The following is an 18493-nucleotide window of genomic DNA, read 5'->3' as shown; positions in this document are numbered from 1 at the left end:
ACAGTAGGAGAGTCCGGTTCGACGGACGGGTTCAGTCCGACCCCCCGGGACTGAACCATTGACGACCCCCGTCCCTCCCCCCTGGCGGGGGTCGTCCCATATCCCGGGCACGTTTCCCGGTGACCTCGACTGGACCTCTGCGGCCACCGCGGCCCGACCTCCCAGCGTCGCACACACCCCCGACAGTTCCGGGCCCGCCGACGCCTGAAGATCGCGACTTGTCCACATCCCGCGATTCGTCCACATCTCGATCTTCACCCCGTTGTGTCGTTCATCACGACCGACGACCGTTCATCCCATGACCCACCCCCTCGCCCTGCTCACCGACCCGCACTTGCTCGACGAGGTGCTCCGCCTCGCGGCAGCCGCCGACTGCCCGCTGTCCTGCGCCCCGGACGTCCCCGCGCTGCGCCTGTCCTGGCACTCCGCGCCGCTGGTGGTCCTCGACGCCGCAGCACTGCCCGCCTGCGTGGCCGCCGACCTCCCGCGCCGCCCCGGCGTCGTGGTCGTGCACGGCGGCGACCCGCCATGGCCCCTGGTCGTGGCGGTCGGCGCCGCCGCGCTGCTGGAGCTCCCCACCGAGGCCGAGGCCCTCGTCACCCTGCTCACGGACGTCCGCGACGGCCCGCCCTCGGACGCCGGCCGCGTCCTGTCCGTCATCGGCGGCCGCGGCGGCGCCGGCGCCTCCGTCCTCGCCACCGCCTGCGCCCGCGAGTCCGCCACCACCGGCACCGAGACCCTGCTCGTCGACTGCGACCCGCTCGGCGGCGGCCTGGACCTGACCCTCGGCGCCGAGTCGGCCACCGGCGCCCGCTGGCCCTCCGTCCACTGCTCCGGCGGCCGCGTCCCCATGTCCTCCCTGCGCGCCGCCCTGCCCACCACCGGCGCACTGAGCGTCCTGTCCTGCGACCGCACCGCCGAACCCCCGGAACCGCAGGCCGTGTCCGCAGTTCTCGACGCGGCCCGCCGCTCCGGCTGCACCACCGTCTGCGACCTCCCCCGCCACCCCACCCCGGCCGCGACAGCCGCCCTCTCCCGCACCGACCTCGCGGTCCTGGTCGTCCCCGCAGAGCTCCGCGCCACCGCCGCCGCCACCCGCGTCGCCACCCTGCTCCGCACCCACGGCACCCCCACCCGCCTGGTGGTCCGCGGCCCGTCCCCCTCGGGCCTGTCCGCCCCCGACATCGCCGCCGCCGTCGGCCTCCCCCTGCTCACCCAGATGCGCCCCGAACCAGGCCTCCCCGCCGCCCTGGACCGCGGCCACCTCCCCCGCAACCCCAAGGGCCCCCTCGCCACCACGGCCCGCCTCATCCTGCAGTCCCTCCACCCCTGAAAGGCCGCCCCCGATGCCCCGCCTCCACCTCTCCCTCCGCATCCGCACCTACGCCCGCATGCTGCTGAACCTCGCCCTGTACGGCCGCACCACCAAACCCCCGTACAAATTCGTGAAGCCCCCACCCTGACCCGCCCCCGCCGCGCCTTCGCGAACCGCCGCACACCAACGCTTCCGCGCCGCAGAGCGCCGCCCTGCCCGCGGCCGCCTCCCCGCGCGTGGGCGGCGCGCGACCAAGGCCGTTCTCGCACGCCACCAACCGCCTTTCCCGCGTTGGCAACGCATCCAGCCACCAACCGCACCGGCCTACGCCACACCCACCGTCCCGGCCCCGCGCACCGCGCGCCAAACCCTCGCCCTGCACCGGCCCTCGCCCGCTGCCCGCCACCCGTCCTCGCGCCTCACCCCGCCCTCGTCTCACCCTGCGCCGCCGTCGACCTCCGCATCGCCCGCCCCGCGCCACTCCGCTTCCCGCCACTCCGCTTCCGCCACCCGACCTCCGCCCTCGCTCCGGCCCTCGCCACCCCACCCCGTGCCCCTGCTCTCGTCTCACCCGGCGCTCCGCCGACCTCCGCATCGCCCGCTCCGCGCCACCCATCCCGCCCTCTGCCATCCCGTCCTCTGCTACTCAGCTCCCGCCACTCCGCTCCCGCCACCCCGACCCCCGCCCTCGCTCCGGCCCTCGCAACCCCGCCCCGCGCCCCTGCCCTCGTCTCACCCGGCGCTCCGCCGGCCTCCGCATCGCCCGCTCCGCGCCACCCACCCCGCTCTCTGCCACCCACCCCTGCCAGCCCGCCCCGGCCCCTGCCACCCGCCCGCCCCTGCCACCCAGCCCAGCCCTCGCCATCCCCGCCCACTCCCGCCGTCCCGCACCACCCACCCCAGAAGGAGCTCCCCATGACCCGCTTCCTCGCCTGGTGCTCCGAAACCTGGCTCCGCCTCACCCACCGCGCGAACGAGATCCCGTACGGCCGCCACGCCCGCCACCCCCACCGCCCCGGACCGGCGACCCCGGCATGAGCACCCTCATCGACCGCGTCCGCCACCGCCTCGCGGGCACCGACGCCGAGATGACCGCTGCGGTCGTCGCCCAAGCGGTCCGCTCGGAGGCGGGCGGCGTCCTCGCCGACGCGGATGTCCTGCAAGCGCTGCAGGTCCTGCGCCAGGAGTTCAGCGGCACCGGCCCCCTCGACCCGCTGCTGGCCGACCCCGGCACCACCGACGTCCTGGTCACCGCACCCGACCAGGTCTGGGTCGACGGCCCGGACGGCCTGCGCCGCACGGCCGTCGTCTTCCCCGACGAGGACGCCGTCCGCCGGCTCGCCCAGCGCCTCGCGGTTGCCGCAGGTCGGCGGCTGGACGACGCCTCGCCGTGCGTCGACGGCTGGTTGCCGGGCAGCGGGGTGCGCATGCACGCGGTGCTCCCGCCGATCGCCGACCACACCTGCCTGTCCCTGCGCGTCCTCCGCCCCGCGACCCACGACCTCCAGGCGCTGCAAGACCTCGGCACGTTCGACGCGGAGATCGCCGGGACGCTGAAGGCCGTCGTGCGCAGGCGGATGGCGTTCCTCGTGGTGGGCGGCACCGGCTCGGGCAAGACGTCGTTGCTGTCCGCGCTGCTCGGGTGCGTGCCGCCGAACGAACGGATCGTGTGCGTGGAAGACGCCGGCGAGCTGCGCCCGGATCACGAGCAGTTCGTGCGGCTCGTCGCACGCCCGCCGAACGTCGAGGGCGCGGGGGAGGTGACCGTTCGCGAGCTGGTGCGCGAGGCGTTGCGGATGCGGCCGGACCGGATCGTCGTCGGCGAGGTCAGGGGCGCGGAGGTGCGTGAGCTGCTCACCTCGCTCAACACCGGCCACGAGGGTGGCGCGGGGACCCTGCACGCCAACTCACCGGCCGAGGTGCCCGCCCGGCTCGAAGCGCTGGGAGCGCTGGCGGGGCTTGACCGCCAAGCGCTGCACAGCCAGGTCACCGCGGCGGTCCGGCTCGTGTTGCACATGCGCCGCTGCGACACCGGCGAACGACAACTGGCCGAGATCGGCGCCTTCAGCCGTACGGAGAACGGACTCGTCGTCCATCCACTGTGGACGAAGGAGCACGGGTGGAAGGAGAAGCCGTGGTAGGCCTGCTCCTGCTCGCGACAGCACTGCTGGTGTGGCCGCACGTCAAGCCCATCCGACGACTGAGACCCGCCACCGCCCGCGGAGTCCCGGTGCCGAAGTGGTTCTGGGTGCTCGCCGCAGCCGTGGCGGTCTACCTGACCACCGGCCTCGGTGGTCTGCTCGCCGCGGCGGTCGTCGCCGTCACCGTCGAGCGGATCGTCAGGCGCATCAGGCGAGAGCGCTCCCAGAACGCCGCGACCGAGGCGTTGAGCAACGGACTAGGCGGCGTGGTCGACGAGCTCAGGGCCGGGGCCCACGCGGCAGCGGCAGCGGAGGGCGCCGCCCAGGACACGCCCGCGCCGGCGAACGAGGTGCTGCGGACCGCGGCTGCCGCGTCCAGGCGGGGCGGTGACGTCGAGAGGGCGTTGCGGGAGCTGGACCAGCCGCTGCTCAGAACCGCGGTGGACCAGCTCGCCAGGGCCTGGCACGTGTCCGCCCGGCACGGGGTCGCGCTGGCCGACGTGCTGGACGCGACCAAGGCGGACCTGGACCGGCGCCTGGCCTTCGCACGGCAGGTGCGGGCCCGCATGGCAGGCCCGCGGGCGAGTGCGCTGGTCCTGGCCGGGCTCCCGGTGTTCGGAGTGTTGCTGGGCGAGCTCAGCGGAGCACGACCGCTCGGCGTCCTCACCGGCACCCCGGCCGGTCAGGTGCTGCTCGTCGCCGGCGCGGTGCTCCTGGCGACCGGCCTGTGGTGGACGAAACGGATCACCGAGCCATGACCTACCTGCTCCTGGCCCTCGCGGTGCTCGTCGCACCTCCGCCACGACGTCCCCTCGACCGCCTCCGGCCACGGGCCGACGACCCGCCACCCGCACCGCGCAAGGCCGACGGGCCGTTCGAACGGGCCGCCGCCTGGGACCTGCTGGCCGCGTGCCTCAAAGCCGGGTTGCCGGTACCGACGGCCATCGCGGCGGTCCGCGTCGACGGGCTCGGCCGGGTCGCGGAGCTGCTGCGGCTCGGTGCGGACCCGGTCACGGCGTGGGCGACGGCGCTCGACGACCCCGCGACCGCGGCGTTGGCCAGGGCCGCGCGCAGGACCGCGCGGTCAGGGGCGGCACTCGCGCAGCAGGCCGCCGAGCTGGCCGAACGGACGCGCGCCGATGCCGTCGACCAGGCCGAGGCGAAGGCGCAGCGGGCCGCGGTGGCCGTGGCCGCGCCACTCGCACTGTGTTTCCTGCCGGCCTTCCTGTGCCTCGGCGTGCTGCCGGTGGTGCTGGGGCTGGCCGGCCAGATCCTCCACTAGAAGGGCGAACGAGATGGAACTGCTCAAGGACGACAGCGGCATGAGCACGGTCGAGTACGCGATCGGCACGCTCGCTGCGGCGGCGCTCGCAGGCGTGATCTACGCGGTCGTGACGAGCGACTTCGTGCAGAACCTGTTGCAAGGGCTGATACAGCGTGCGCTGTCGGCGGTCTGACGACCGGGGCATGGTCACGGTGGAAGCCGCGGTCGCGGTGTGCGCACTGCTCATCGCCATGGGACTCGCGGCCGCGAGCCTCACGGCGGTGATCGAGCAGATCCGGTGCACGGACGCGGCGCGCGAGGCGGCGCGGTTGTCGGCGCGCGGCGAACGGCAGCGCGGGGTCCAAGCCGTTGCGCAGATCGCACCCGGTGCCACGGCGGAGTTCCAGGACGAGGGCGATGCCGTGCGCGTCTTCGTGCGGCAGCGGGGACCGCTGGGCGTGCTGCTCACCGCGACCGCGTTCGCCGTCGTGGAGCCGCGGTGAACGGCGGGACGAGCGGCGGGACGAGCGGCGAACCGCTTGGCGGTGAGCGCGGATCGGCTGCGGTGAGCGGCGTCATGGCGATGTTGCTGCTGGTCGTCGTCACAGCGGCGGGTGCGCAGTTCGGCGCGGCGGTCATCGCACGGCACCGGGTGACCGGCGCCGCCGATCTGGCCGCCCTCGCGGCTGCCGCTCGTCTTGCCGAAGGTGATCAGCACGCGTGTGAGCAGGCGGAACGCGTTGCGCGGCAGAACGGTGGCGAGCTCGGCTCGTGTGCGGTGAACGGGTGGGAGGTGGTCGTCGAGGTGTCGGCGGCTACGCCGTTCGGCCCGGTCAGTGCTCGGTCGAGAGCAGGTCCGGCTGAAGATCAGAGCGTTTGGAGCACGACGAGCGGTCGTTCATCGGCGGTGAGCGGACTCACACCCGTGCCTGGACATGCTGAACGGTGATCGAACCAATTGTTGACAGTTCGGTTCCCCGTTCAGCCGAAGCACGCTCGCCGTGCCGTACCGACCAGTTGTCGAGGCGGGGGTTACCAAGCCCGGCCCCGGTGTCGTTAGTTGTAGTGGCGGCACCGACGCGGTGTCCTACGAACACCGGCACCACGTCGATGTCGAGCCAAGAGCCTTGGAGGCGAAGGAAGATGGACTGGTCGGACAGCTGGCGCGGGGCCTTCCGCATCGAACTGCGTGCGGAGGCCGTGAGCCTGGCGTACCGCGGCTGGCCCGTCCTGCCCGGCACGTACCCGGCCGGTTCCGAGCAGGGTGTGACGCAGTGGGCGGGCCGCAGCGGGCTCGAGCTGCACGGTCCCATCCCGGTCCACCGCGACTGGGTCGACCGCGTCGGCACCCGGTCCGACCAGGTCGCCACCTGGTGGGCGGGCCGTTCCTACAGCCTCCTCCTCGCCACCGGCCACGGGGTGGACGCGATCGAGGTCGGCACCGACCTCGGCCGCCGCGCGGCCGTCGCACTGCGGTCGATCAGCGTTCCCGTGCCGATCGCCGCGACCCCGTCCGGCCGGTGGATGTTCATGGTGAAGTCCGGCTCGAAGCTGAACGCCGAGCTGGCCAACAACTCGGACGTCCACCTGTACGGCCAGGGCGAGTACATCCCGCTGCCGCCCACCCCGATGGCGCACGGCGTCGTGCACTGGCGGGTCAAGCCGTCGATCTGCGGCTGGAACCTGCCGGACGCGCACGTCGTGCAGGACGCGCTCGCCGAGGCGCTGCACGCCCCGGCCCGCTTCCAGCTCGAAACCGTCTGACACACAACTACATGTAGAGCCCGGCCGTGCTGGGTGTCGTCGTGGACTCTCCCCGACAACCCCGAAGGCGATGCCCTGCACGGCCGTTCCACCAAGCCCGATCCGACGACCTGCCTCCGCACCCGCACTTCGGGGGAGGTCGCAGGAGAGGGCAGAAAAGCCGAACACGCACCCCGAAGGACAGCCTCCCGCAACACGACCGGACCGAGGAACGTTAGTGGCAGAGCACCTGCGCTGCCGCGATCGGCGAAGCCGGCTCCTCCCCGGAGTTCGTCCCACAGCAGTCGACACCGTCGCCTCCCGCGTGTCCTGCTCGGACGGACAACCAGATTCCGCCGATGTTCCACGGGATCCGGTCGAGATGCGGTAGCAGGCGGGAACACAGTGTTCGGCACGTGGAGAGCGCGCGCCGCGGGTACCCGTGAGCCCGCGGCGCGCGCCCACGAAGCAGGCAATGCTGCTCACCGCTGACGCGGTTTCGCCGCAGCTCGCAGTGCCTGTTGCGGGGGCGACCCCGCAGACCCCGCGGGAAGCACTACAACAGGAGCTCGCAGCAGGCCGCGAAGGCGAAGGTCTGCTCCAGGCTCCCCGGACGAGGAACCGCGTCGGCGTCCCAGCCGAGGTCCCGGTCCGCCAAGACCTGCTCGATCAGCGGGTGCCACCGCTGATCGAGCATTTTCAACCCCCACAGCAGCGCGCCGCGCTTCGACTCCACCTCCCCGGTGTGGATGGTGTAGAGTGTCCGGCAGTACGCGGCGACGATGTAGCGCTGCGTCCAGGCGTTGCCCATCGGGGCCCAGCCGCGAATCCCCTCCAGCACGTGCGGCAGCGCGGCGCGCATCGACGACCGCAGCGCCTCCGGCGGGACCTCGTCGACCAGCGACTCGATCGGCGGGCCGTCCAGCACGATGCCGTGGTTGCGCAGGATCCACCGCGCGTGCGGCGAGTTGCAGTGCAGGTCCCACTCCAGCGTGCGGGTGCCGTGGTCGTTGAACAGCCACGGAACGCCAAGACTGGCGACCGACCGCAGCGAGTCGACGTCGGCGTACGAACCCTCGATCTCCGTCGACCAGCGGCCCGGCCGGGTGAGGATCTCGTCGTGGAGGACCCGCAGACCCTCCAGCGCGGCACCGGACGGCAGCTCGGTGCAGGCGATGATGAAGTCGCAGTCGGAGTGGACGTCCCCGGCGCCGAGGGCGAACGAGCCCTGGACGTAGGCGCCCACGTAGGTGGGGCCGAGGATGGTGCGCACCGACGCGACGAAGTCGTCGAGCAGTGCGTCGAGGTCGGCAAACGGCGTGAACAAGGCAGACTCCAAGGAACCCGTGGCGAGAAGGGGGACGGGCGCGGCAGAGCGTCGCGTCGGCCGCGCGGGAGGGCACGGTGGAGCGGCTCACCAGCCGCGCACGTGGAACGGTGGAGGTCCGGGTCGCCCGCGCCGGTGGACACGGCAGCGGTCCACCCGCACGCGTTGCACGCGGAGCGTCGAGCTGTCCGCGCCGGAGAGCACGGCCAAACGGTCCGCCAGCCGCGAGTAGGACGGCGAAGCGTCGAGTCGGCCGCGCCAGAGGGCACGCCGGAGCGGTCCACCAGCCGCGAGTGGCACGGCGAAGCATCAAGTCGGCCGCGCCGGAAGGCACAGCGGAGCGTCGAACCGGCCGCGCCAGAGGGCACGCCGGCGCGATCCACCAGCCGCGCGTGGCACGGCGAAGCATCAAGTCGGCCGCGCCGGACGGCACGCCAAAGCGGTCCACCACCCGCGCGTGGCACGGCGGAGGTCCGGACTCGGCCGCACCTAGAAGCGGCGGGTCCGGTCAGTCGCGTTGCAGCTACCTGCGTTCACACCAACACCGTAGCCACGAGCGACCGCACCGGTCAGGTGATTTTCCCGAGCACCACGTCCAGCACCAGCACCGCCCCGGCCTTGTCCAGCGGGTCGTTGCCGTTGCCGCACTTGGGGGACTGGACGCACGACGGGCAGCCCATTGGGCACGTGCAGGCCTTGATCGCCGCGCGGGTCGCCGACAGCCAGGCCCGCAGCGCCGAGTGGCCGCGGTCGGCGAAGCCCGCGCCGCCGGGGTGGCCGTCGTGGACGAACACCGTCGGCATGCCGGTGTCGGGGTGCGCGGCCGTCGACACGCCGCCGATGTCCCACCGGTCGCAGGTCGCGAACAGCGGCAGCAGGCCGATCGCCGCGTGTTCGGCGGCGTGCAGTGCGCCGGGAGTCCGCTTCGCTTCCACGCCCGCGGCGAGCAGCAGCGACTCGTCGACGGTGTACCAGACCGCGCGGGTCCGCAGGGTCTGCTCGGGCAGGTCGAGCGGGATCTGGTCGAGCACCACGCCCGAGGGCAGCCGGCGCAGGTAGCCGACGACCTGCGTGGTCACCTCCACCTCGCCCAGCGACACCGTCACACCGCCGAACTCCTGCCGCTCCACCTCCCGCACGACGGTGATGTCCACGCAGTCGCGCGGCTGGGTGGTCCACTCCGGGTCCTCGCGGTGCACCAGTGCGAGACCGCTGTCGAGGTCGAGCTCGTCGACCACGTATGAGCGGCCCTGGTGCAGGTAGACGGCGCCGGGGTGCACCTGCCAGCTGGCCGATCCCGGGTCGACGGTGCCGAGCATCCGGCCGGAGTCGGCCTCCACCACCGCCACCTGCTCGCCGCCGGAACCGCGGATGTCCACCCCGGCGTGCGGCCGGTCGTGCGAGGCCCAGTACCAGCCGGCGGGCCGTTTGCGCAGCAGCTTCTCCGCCACCAGTTCGGCCAGCACGGACTCCGCCAGCTCGCCGCCGAAGTCCGGCAGGCAGTCCCGCGTCAGCGGCATCTCGGAGGCCGCGCAGGCCAGCTGCGGCCCGAGCACGTACGGGTTCATCGGGTCCAGCACGGTCGCCTCGACCGGCCGGTCCAGCACCGCCGCCGGGTTGTGCACCAGGTACGTGTCCAGCGGGTCGTCCCGCGCCACGAACACGACCAGCGCGCTGTCACCGGACCGCCCGGCGCGACCGGCCTGCTGCCAGAACGACGCCAGGGTGCCGGGGAAACCCGCCACCACCACGGCGTCCAGCCCCGCGATGTCGACGCCCAGCTCCAGCGCGTTCGTCGTCGCCACGCCGAGCAGGTCGCCCGTGGACAGCGCCTTCTCCAGCGCCCGCCGCTCCTCCGGCAGGAACCCGCCCCGGTAGGCGGCCACCCGCGCGGGCAGCTCACCATCCACTTCGGACAGAATCCGCTGGGTGCCCAGCGCCGTCAGCTCGGCACCGCGCCGCGAGCGCACGAACGCGAGCGAACGCGCACCCTCCACCACCAGGTCCGCGAGGATCCGCGACGTCTCCGCGCCCGCCGACCGCCGCACCGGCGCGCCGTTCTCGCCCTCCAAAGAGGTCAGCGGCGGCTCCCACAACGCCACCGTGCGCGAGGCACGCGGTGAGAAGTCGTCCACGACAGCGGACACCGGCACGCCCAGCAGCCTTTCCGCCGAAGCGGAAGGATCAGCCACAGTGGCCGATGCCAAAACGAAGATCGGGTCCGCGCCGTATTTGCGGGCCACCCGCCGCAGCCGCCGCATCAACAACGCCACGTGCGAACCGAAAACACCTCGGTAGGAATGGCACTCGTCGATCACCACGTACTTCAGCCTGCGGAAGAACCGCAACCATTTCGGGTGCTGCGGCAGGATTGAGCGGTGCAGCATGTCCGGGTTGGTGAAGACCCAGTTCGCGTGCGCCTTCACCCAGTCCCGTTCGGCCATCGGGGTGTCACCGTCGTAGGCCGACGCGCGCACCCCCTTGATCCCCAGCTCGTCGAGCGAGCGGAGCTGGTCCGCACCAAGGGCTTTGGTGGGGGACAGGTACAGCGCGGTGGCCCTCGTGTCCGCCAAAAGAGTGGAAAGCACCGGCAGTTGGTAGGCGAGCGACTTGCCCGACGCGGTGCCCGTGGCGAGCACCACGTGCCGCCCGGACCACGCCAGCTCGGCCGCCTCGACCTGGTGCCGCCACGGCTCGCGCACCCCCGTCTCCGCGAACGCCTCGACCACCGCCGAGGCCGCCCACGACGGCCATTGCACGTGATCAGCCCGCCGCAACGGGAGATCGCGCGCGTGCGTGAGGGGCGACTCCCCGGCGGGCGTCCCCGCCAGCACCCGGTCCAGCAACCGGCGTCCCTGATCCACCACGACCCGAGCTTCGCATACACCACCGACAGTCTGGACCGGGCCGCGGTCGACTTCCAGCGCGGATAACGGTGTGTGCACGCTTCGGGACGGTTCGTTGCCTTGTTGCAACCAGCCCCTAGACTCCCCGCTCATCGCATCCAATGAGGGATGCGTCACGTCGCGCTGGGCGGCTGGTCTGCCTTGGCGCTGCACATGGCAACTCACCAGGAGGACGGATGTCCCGGCAATTCCTCGCGGAGGGCCTTGAGCTCTCCGGAGGTGATCGCGGCGTCGTAGCCGTGGTCGCCGTGGTCGCCCTGGCTGCTCTCGCCGTCGGGTACGTGCTGCTCAAGGAGGTGCTGGCCGCCGGCCAGGGCACCGACAAGATGCAGGACATCGCCAGGGCGGTTCAGGAGGGCGCAGCGGCCTACCTCAACCGGCAGTTCCGCACGCTCGGCATCTTTGTCGTGATCGTGTTCGTGCTGCTGTTCGCGCTACCGGCAGATGATTTGGCCGAACGAATCGGCCGATCTTTGTTCTTCATCGTCGGTGCCGCGTTCTCGGCGATCATCGGCTACCTGGGCATGTGGTTGTCCACGCGCGCCAACGTGCGTGTCGCCGCCGCCGCGAACGAAGAAGGCGGTCGCGAAAAGGCGACGCGCATCGCGTTCCGCACCGGCGGCGTGGTCGGCATGACCACGGTCGGCCTCGGCCTCTTCGGCGCGGCGCTCGTCGTGCTCGTGTACGCCGGTCAGGCCCCGAAGGTCCTGGAGGGCTTCGGTTTCGGTGCCGCGCTGCTCGCGATGTTCATGCGCGTCGGTGGCGGCATCTTCACCAAGGCCGCCGACGTCGGCGCCGACCTGGTCGGCAAAGTCGAGCAGGGCATCCCCGAGGACGACCCCCGCAACGCCGCGACCATCGCGGACAACGTGGGCGACAACGTCGGTGACTGCGCCGGCATGGCTGCGGACCTCTTCGAGTCCTACGCCGTCACCCTGGTCGCGTCGCTGATCCTCGGCACCGCCGCGTTCGGTGTGCAGGGCCTGCTGTTCCCGCTGATCGTCCCGGCGATCGGCGTGCTGACCGCGGTCATCGGCGTCTACACGACCAGGGCGAAGGTGGGCGAAAGCGGCCTTTCCGCCATCAACCGCTCCTTCTACATCTCCGCGGTCATCTCCGCGGTGCTGTGCACGATCGCGGCCTTCACGTACCTGCCGAGCTCCTTCGCCGACCTCAACGGCATCTCCGACGCGATCAAGGGCACCAGCGGCAACCCGGCGCTGATCGCGTCCGTCGCGGTGATCATCGGCATCGTGCTGGCCGGTGTGATCCTCTGGCTGACCGGCTACTACACCGGCACCGAGCACAAGCCGGTGCAGGAGGTCGGCAAGACCTCGCTGACCGGTGCGGCCACCGTCATCCTGTCCGGCATCTCGGTCGGTTTCGAGTCGGCCGTCTACACCGCGCTGGTCATCGGTGCCGCCGTCTACGGCGCGTTCCTGCTGTCCGGTTCGGTCGTCGTCGCGCTGTTCGCGATCGCGCTGGCCGGTTGTGGTCTGCTGACCACCGTCGGCGTCATCGTCGCGATGGACACCTTCGGCCCGGTCTCGGACAACGCGCAGGGCATCGCCGAGATGTCCGGTGACGTGCACGGCGAGGGCGCGCAGATCCTCACCGAGCTCGACGCCGTCGGCAACACGACCAAGGCCATCACCAAGGGCATCGCGATCGCGACCGCCGTGCTCGCCGCGACGGCGCTGTTCGGCTCCTACAAGGACGCGATCGACCAGGCCGTGCTGAAGATCGGCAACGAGATCGGCTCGCTGCCCATCTCGTTCACCAACGTGGTGTTCAGCCCGAACGTCCTCGTCGGCGTCGCCATCGGCGCGGCCGTCGTGTTCATGTTCTCGGGCCTCGCGGTCAACGCCGTGACGCGCGCCGCCGGTGCCATCGTGTTCGAGGTGCGCCGCCAGTTCCGCGAGAACCCGGGCATCATGGACTACTCGGTCAAGCCGGAGTACGGCCGCGTCGTCGACATCTGCACCAGGGACTCGCTGCGCGAGCTCGCGACCCCCGGTCTGATGGCCGTGCTCGCCCCGATCGCCGTCGGCTTCGGCCTCGGCGTCGGCCCGCTGGCCGGCTACCTCGCCGGCGCCATCGCCACCGGCACGCTGATGGCGGTGTTCCTGGCCAACTCCGGTGGGGCGTGGGACAACGCGAAGAAGCTGGTCGAGGACGGCAACCACGGCGGCAAGGGCTCCGAGGCCCACGCCGCGACCGTCATCGGCGACACCGTCGGTGACCCGTTCAAGGACACCGCCGGCCCGGCCATCAACCCGCTGATCAAGGTCATGAACCTGGTCTCGGTGCTGATCGCCCCCGCCGTCGTGACGTTCTCCGTCGGCCCGGACGCGTCCGCGCCGCTGCGCATCGCGATCGCGGTGGTCGCCACCGTCATCATCATCGGCGCGATCATCGTGTCGAAGCGCCGCGGAACGGCGATCGCCGACTCGCCCGCGGAGGCCGTCAGCAACGGCGCCGCGTAGTTCCACCGCCGGTCGGGGTACGTTCGGGTGTCCACCGACGTACCCCGACCGAGGAGTTACGACATGAGGCGCAGCCTCGTCGCCACTACCGCAGTTGCCGCCATCGCGCTGGCCGGGTGCACCAACGGCGGCAACTCCGGCACGTCCACGCCGACCAGCGGCCAGCCCGACGCCGCCGCCGTCACCTACATGGACAAGGTCTGCGGCGCGGCGTCCGCGTTCGCCAAGGTCGACAAGACGGCGCCGAAGCTCGACGCGGGCGACCCCGCCAAGCTCAAGGCCGAGATGGCCGCCTACATGGGCCAGCACGCCGACGCGTTCACCAAGTCCGCCGCCGACCTCAAGCAGGTCGGGCCGTCGCCCGTCGCGGGCGGTGACGAGGCCGTGACGAAGATGTCGGAGACCTTCACCGCGCTCGGCACGCTGTTCGCCGACGCCAAGGTGAAGATCGAGCAGGCGGACGCCAACGACGCCACCGGCGGCCTGCAGGCGGCGGGAGAGGCGATCTCCAAGCTCTCCGAGCTCGCCGACCCGCTGAGGGACCTCAAGGCCGTTCCCGAGCTGCAGAAGGCCGCCCAGAGCGCGCAGAAGTGCCAGGAGATGCAGCGGCTCGGCGCCGCCCCCACGGGCTGAGCCCGACCTGTGCGGCACCACCGCCCGGAGTAGCTTGCGGCCCATGACCCGCTCCACCGCACGCGCAGTCCTCGCCGTCGTCACGAGCCTGGCCCTGGCCTCCTGCACCGGCGGCACCCCCGCGTCCACGCCCGCGGCGCCCACCGAGGCCGACGTCGTGGCGTGGCTGGACCAGGTCTGCGGCGCCGTCGGCGGCACGACGAAGGCCATGGCGGGGGAGCCGTCCATCGACCTGAGCGACCCGGCGAAGCTCAAGGCCGGCCTCTCGGGCTGGCTGACCACCCAGATTACCGCCGCCGACCGGTCGGTGAACGACCTGAAGGCACTGGAGGACGGACCGCACCCGAAGGCGAAGGAGCTGGTCGGGGCGGTGGAGAACAGCACGGGGGAGTTCAAGGCGCTGCTCTCCGACACCAGGTCGAAGATCGACTCCTCGTCCGACGCGACCGCGGTGGTCACCGCGTTCAGCGAACTGATGACCAAGGCTGCCGCGTTCGAGAACACCGGCGCCGACGTGCGCAAGCGCTTCGAGGACAGCGGGCTGGCCGAGCCGATGAAGAAGGCGGGCAAGTGCGAGGAGCTACCCCGGTGACCCGGACCAGGCTGGTCACGGCGGTGCTGGCCGCCGCGGCGCTGCTGACGGCGTGCGGTTCGGACGAGGACAAGCCCCTCACCGACGCCCAGGGCCGGTGGGTCGACGCGTTCTGCGGCGGTGTCCTGCCCGGTCTGAGGGCAGGGCAGGAGCTGCAGGCCCAGGACCCCGCCGACCCGGCCGCGGTCAAGGCCGCCTACCTCAAGCTCGTCACCGCGAACGCCGCCGCCCTCACCGACGCGGTGCGGGAGCTGACCGAGCTCGGCTCACCGTCGGATGAACTGCGGGACGTCCACGACGGCACGCTCAGGTACTTCACCGAGTCCGCGAAGTCCTACGAGGCGGCGAAGGACCCGATCACCGTGCTCGCCGCGGACGCCGGGTTCTGGGACGACGCCGAGCAGGTGCTGGCGAGGACGTCGCAGGTCAGCACGCCCGAACAGCTGCGGGCCACGTTCGACGCGCTGGAGCGGTCGCCCAAGTACGCGGCCGCCGTCGGCCGGTCGCGACCGTGCTCCGAGCTGAAGGCGAAGCAGTAGTCCAACCGGTGTGGCCACGCGTGCGCCACTGGTCACAGTCGAACGCCTGTTCTACTCTGTGGGCCGTGGTGGGGCAGCTGTCCTTCTTCTCGGCCGAGGCGCGCACGCCGGCCAAGGCGGACCTCGCCGGCTTCCTCTGCGGGCCGGGGCAGGCCGTCAGCTTCGCACGCGGCACAGCGGCCCGCGTGTACGTCGAACTGCGCGACGAGTGGCGCTACCGGCCCCTCAAGCAGGCCTGCGACGAGCGCGGCGTCACCTCCGAGCTGTGCGTCGACGACGAAGGCACGCGCTTCGTCCGCACGCCGTTCCGCACCGACCTCACCCCGCTGGCCGCCCACTGGCTGAACGGGACCGCGAAGACGGTGCCCGCCGGCTTCGAGCTGAACGGGGCGGTGCTCCGGGTCTGGGCACTGGCCGCCGGCAGCTGGTCGGAGTCGGCCTACCTGCTCGGTTTGGACCCCAACGCACCCCAGACACACGCACCGTTGCAAAATGCCCTGCTCCAGTCCGGACTTCCGTGCACCCTGGTAGGGGCACCGGCGCTGCGGGTAACCGGCCGCCGACGGCTCGCAAGGCTCGCTGAGCTGGTCGGAAGCCCTCCCCACGGGGTGGCGATGAGCACTTGGCCGGCGGCCTGAGCGGGGCAGTCCGGCGGGGTTGTGTCACTCTGTCTCGTCGAACAGGCGTCGCAGAAGACATGACGGATGGTGTGCTTTTCGGCCGGCGCTGGGCAACACTGGCGGGCCTGGGAACGGGTTTGGAAGAGAGCGGGACGGCGTGGCTGGATCGACACGGACGAGAAAGAGCAGCGGAGGAGCGGGTGGCACCCGACGACTTGTGATCGTCGAGTCGCCCACGAAGGCGCGCAAGATCGCGTCCTACCTCGGCGCCAACTTCGTCGTGGAGTCCTCCAGGGGACACATCCGGGACTTGCCGCGCGGTGCCGCCGACGTGCCCGCCAAGTTCAAGGGCCAGGCCTGGGCCCGGCTCGGCGTGGACGTCGACCACGACTTCGAGCCGCTCTACGTGGTGTCCGCCGACAAGAAGTCGCTGGTCACCGAGCTCAGGGAAGCCCTGAAGGAAGTCGACGAGCTCTACCTCGCGACAGACGGTGACCGCGAGGGCGAGGCCATCGCGTGGCACCTGCTGGAGACCCTGAAGCCCAAGGTCCCGGTGCGCAGGATGGTGTTCCACGAGATCACCGAGTCCGCGATCCAGGCCGCCGCCGCGAACCCCCGCGACCTGGACCAGGACCTGGTCGACGCGCAGGAGACCCGCCGCATCCTCGACCGCCTCTACGGCTACGAGGTCAGCCCCGTGCTGTGGAAGAAGGTCATGCCGAAGCTCTCGGCGGGCCGCGTGCAGTCGGTGGCGACGCGCCTGGTCGTGGAGCGCGAACGCGAACGGATGAAGTTCGTCTCCGCCGGCTACTGGGACATCTCGGCGGTCATGGACGCCGGTGCCGACGCCACGCCGCGCCAGTTCGGCGCCCGCATGGTGGCGCTCGACGGCACCCGCCTCGCGACCGGCCGCGACTTCGGCTCCGACGGCAAGCTCACCGGCAAGGCCGACGTTGTCGTGCTGGACGAGGCGCAGGCCCGTGCCATCGCCGCCGGCCTGGAGCAGGCCCCCGTCCGGGTCGCCTCGGTCGAGGAGAAGCCGTACACGCGCAAGCCGTACGCGCCGTTCATGACCTCGACGCTGCAGCAGGAGGCGGGCCGCAAGCTGCGGTTCTCCGCCGACCGCACGATGCGCACCGCGCAGAAGCTGTACGAGAACGGCTACATCACCTACATGCGCACCGACAGCACGACGCTGTCGGAGACCGCGATCAACGCGGCCCGCACGCAGGCCACGGACCTGTACGGCGCGCAGTACGTCGCCGACAAGCCGCGCCAGTACACCCGCAAGGTCAAGAACGCGCAGGAGGCCCACGAGGCGATCCGGCCCGCCGGTGAGGTGTTCCGCACGCCCGGCCAGGTGGCCTCCGAGCTGGACTCCGACGAGTTCAAGCTCTACGAGATGATCTGGCAGCGCACGATCGCCTCCCAGATGGCCGACGCGCGCGGCAACACGACCAGCGTGCGGATCGTCGGCAAGGCGGCGACCGGCCAGGAGGTCACCTTCGCCGCGTCCGGTCGCACGATCACGTTCGCCGGCTTCCTCAAGGCCTACGTCGAGACCGTCGACGCCGAGGCCGGTGGCGAGTCCGACGACGCCGAGTCGCGGCTGCCGCTGCTCGCCAAGGACCAAGCGCTGACGATCGCCGAGCTGTCCCCGGACGGCCACACGACCTCACCGCCGTCGCGCTACACCGAACCGTCGCTGATCAAGACGATGGAGGAGCTCGGCATCGGCCGCCCCTCCACCTACTCGTCGATCATCAGCACGGTCCAGGACCGCGGCTACGTGTGGAAGAAGGGCGCGGCGCTGGTCCCGTCGTGGGTGGCGTTCGCCGTGGTCGGGCTGCTGGAGGTGCACTTCGGCCGCCTGGTCGACTACGACTTCACCGCCGCGCTGGAGGACGAGCTCGACGGCATCGCCGCCGGTCGCCAGCAGCGCACGACGTGGCTGTCCGGGTTCTACTTCGGCGGCAGCGTCGGCCCCGACGGCTCGATCGGCCGCTCCGGTGGCCTGAAGAAGCTGGTCGGCACGGGCGTCGAGGACATCGACCCGCGCGAGGTCAACTCGATCCCGCTGTTCAGCGACTCCGAGGGCCGCACGGTCGTGGTCCGCGTCGGCCGGTTCGGGCCGTACCTGGAGCGCGAGGTCGACGGTGCCGCGCAGCGCGCGAACCTGCCAGACGACCTGCCGCCCGACGAGCTCACCGCGGAGATCGCCGAGAAGCTGTTCTCGACGCCGCAGGAGGGCCGCTCGCTGGGCACCGACCCGGTCTCGGGCAACGAGATCGTGGCCAAGGAGGGCCGCTTCGGCCCGTACGTGACCGAGGTGCTGCCCGAGCCGGAGGAGAGCACGCCGAAGTCGAAGCTGCCGAAGCCGCGCACCGGCTCGTTGTTCAAGTCGATGTCGCTGGACACGATCACGATCGACGACGCGCTGAAGCTGCTGTCGCTGCCGCGGGTGGTCGGCAAGGACCCGGAGACGGGCGCCGAGATCACCGCGCAGAACGGCCGCTACGGCCCGTACCTCAAGAAGGGCACCGACTCGCGGTCGCTGGCCGACGAGTCGCAGATCTTCACGGTCACGCTCGACGAGGCCCTGAAGATCTACGCCGAGCCGAAGAAGCGCGGCCGGGCCGCCGCCGCGCCGCCGTTGCGGGAGCTGGGCAACGACCCGGTGTCCGGCAAGCCGATGGTGATCAAGGAGGGCCGCTTCGGCCCGTACGTCACCGACGGCGAGGCGAACGCGTCGCTGCGCAAGACCGACAGCGTCGAGTCGATCACCGACGAGCGCGCGGCCGAGCTGCTGGCCGAGAAGCGCGCCAAGGGCCCGGTGAAGAAGAAGGCACCGGCCAAGAAGGCGACGACCGCGGCGAAGAAGCCGGCGGCCAAGAAGGCCCCGGCGAAGACGAAGAGCTGACGTGACG

The 18493-nt window shown here is 71.8% G+C and carries 17 protein-coding genes; 15 read left to right on the top strand and 2 right to left on the bottom strand.

What is annotated here, in order from left to right:
* The first annotated feature begins 298 nt into the window (after window positions 1-298).
* The 9 genes from ssd (at window position 299) to ACZ7CF_RS12805 (ending at window position 6484) form a co-directional block, all read left to right on the top strand.
* Window positions 299-1333: a septum site-determining protein Ssd gene (gene ssd / locus ACZ7CF_RS12845; protein ID WP_470369628.1), complete on the top strand. Its 1035-nt coding sequence runs from the start codon at window positions 299-301 to the stop codon at window positions 1331-1333.
* Between the two features lie 897 nt (window positions 1334-2230).
* The gene (locus ACZ7CF_RS12840; protein ID WP_470369627.1) at window positions 2231-2353 is read left to right on the top strand and encodes a hypothetical protein; all 123 of its coding nucleotides are present in this window, start codon (window positions 2231-2233) and stop codon (window positions 2351-2353) included.
* Window positions 2350-3456, top strand: coding sequence for a TadA family conjugal transfer-associated ATPase (locus tag ACZ7CF_RS12835; RefSeq protein WP_470369626.1), 1107 nt, complete (start codon window positions 2350-2352; stop codon window positions 3454-3456). The genes ACZ7CF_RS12840 and ACZ7CF_RS12835 overlap by 4 nt, the downstream gene beginning before the upstream one ends.
* Window positions 3450-4214 carry a type II secretion system F family protein gene (locus tag ACZ7CF_RS12830; RefSeq protein WP_470369625.1) on the top strand — a complete coding sequence of 255 codons (765 nt, stop codon included), beginning with the start codon at window positions 3450-3452 and terminating at the stop codon, window positions 4212-4214. The genes ACZ7CF_RS12835 and ACZ7CF_RS12830 overlap by 7 nt, the downstream gene beginning before the upstream one ends.
* Window positions 4211-4738 carry a type II secretion system F family protein gene (locus ACZ7CF_RS12825; protein ID WP_470369624.1) on the top strand — a complete coding sequence of 176 codons (528 nt, stop codon included), beginning with the start codon at window positions 4211-4213 and terminating at the stop codon, window positions 4736-4738. Before ACZ7CF_RS12830 ends, ACZ7CF_RS12825 begins: the two co-directional genes overlap by 4 nt.
* Window positions 4739-4751: 13 nt before the next feature.
* On the top strand, window positions 4752-4913 hold the full coding sequence (locus ACZ7CF_RS12820; protein ID WP_458429669.1) for a DUF4244 domain-containing protein: 162 nt from the start codon (window positions 4752-4754) through the stop codon (window positions 4911-4913).
* Window positions 4914-4923: 10 nt separating this feature from the next.
* Window positions 4924-5223, top strand: a complete 300-nt coding sequence (locus ACZ7CF_RS12815) for a TadE family type IV pilus minor pilin (RefSeq protein ID WP_360385140.1) — start codon at window positions 4924-4926, stop codon at window positions 5221-5223.
* Window positions 5220-5669, top strand: a complete 450-nt coding sequence (locus ACZ7CF_RS12810) for an Rv3654c family TadE-like protein (RefSeq protein WP_458429668.1) — start codon at window positions 5220-5222, stop codon at window positions 5667-5669. The genes ACZ7CF_RS12815 and ACZ7CF_RS12810 overlap by 4 nt, the downstream gene beginning before the upstream one ends.
* 194 nt (window positions 5670-5863) lie before the next feature.
* Window positions 5864-6484, top strand: coding sequence for a bifunctional DNA primase/polymerase (locus ACZ7CF_RS12805; RefSeq protein ID WP_458429667.1), 621 nt, complete (start codon window positions 5864-5866; stop codon window positions 6482-6484).
* Window positions 6485-7019: 535 nt separating this feature from the next.
* Here ACZ7CF_RS12805 and ACZ7CF_RS12800 read toward each other — a convergent pair.
* The gene (locus tag ACZ7CF_RS12800) at window positions 7020-7790 is read right to left on the bottom strand and encodes an aminoglycoside adenylyltransferase domain-containing protein (RefSeq protein ID WP_470369623.1); all 771 of its coding nucleotides are present in this window, start codon (window positions 7788-7790) and stop codon (window positions 7020-7022) included.
* A gap of 569 nt (window positions 7791-8359) precedes the next feature.
* Window positions 8360-10657, bottom strand: coding sequence for a DEAD/DEAH box helicase (locus tag ACZ7CF_RS12795; RefSeq protein ID WP_360385148.1), 2298 nt, complete (start codon window positions 10655-10657; stop codon window positions 8360-8362).
* A 215-nt stretch (window positions 10658-10872) separates the two neighbouring features.
* On the opposite strand from ACZ7CF_RS12795, the gene ACZ7CF_RS12790 reads away from it, so the two are divergent.
* From ACZ7CF_RS12790 to topA, 6 genes are all read left to right on the top strand, one after another.
* Window positions 10873-13182 carry a sodium-translocating pyrophosphatase gene (locus ACZ7CF_RS12790; RefSeq protein ID WP_470369622.1) on the top strand — a complete coding sequence of 770 codons (2310 nt, stop codon included), beginning with the start codon at window positions 10873-10875 and terminating at the stop codon, window positions 13180-13182.
* A 63-nt stretch (window positions 13183-13245) separates the two neighbouring features.
* Window positions 13246-13815: a hypothetical protein gene (locus tag ACZ7CF_RS12785; protein ID WP_360385152.1), complete on the top strand. Its 570-nt coding sequence runs from the start codon at window positions 13246-13248 to the stop codon at window positions 13813-13815.
* A gap of 43 nt (window positions 13816-13858) precedes the next feature.
* Window positions 13859-14407 carry a hypothetical protein gene (locus tag ACZ7CF_RS12780; RefSeq protein WP_470369621.1) on the top strand — a complete coding sequence of 183 codons (549 nt, stop codon included), beginning with the start codon at window positions 13859-13861 and terminating at the stop codon, window positions 14405-14407.
* On the top strand, window positions 14404-14946 hold the full coding sequence (locus ACZ7CF_RS12775; protein ID WP_360385156.1) for a hypothetical protein: 543 nt from the start codon (window positions 14404-14406) through the stop codon (window positions 14944-14946). The genes ACZ7CF_RS12780 and ACZ7CF_RS12775 overlap by 4 nt, the downstream gene beginning before the upstream one ends.
* A 65-nt stretch (window positions 14947-15011) precedes the next feature.
* Window positions 15012-15584 carry a hypothetical protein gene (locus ACZ7CF_RS12770; protein WP_360385158.1) on the top strand — a complete coding sequence of 191 codons (573 nt, stop codon included), beginning with the start codon at window positions 15012-15014 and terminating at the stop codon, window positions 15582-15584.
* A 139-nt stretch (window positions 15585-15723) separates the two neighbouring features.
* Entirely contained in the window at window positions 15724-18486 is a 2763-nt protein-coding gene (gene topA, locus ACZ7CF_RS12765) for a type I DNA topoisomerase (protein WP_360385160.1), read from the top strand.
* Window positions 18487-18493 lie beyond the last annotated feature (7 nt).

The sequence above is a fragment of the Lentzea sp. NPDC036955 genome, from assembly GCF_055608005.1.
The sequence above is the reverse complement of the archived record's forward strand: the minus strand, read 5'-3'. Positions and strand labels throughout refer to the sequence as shown.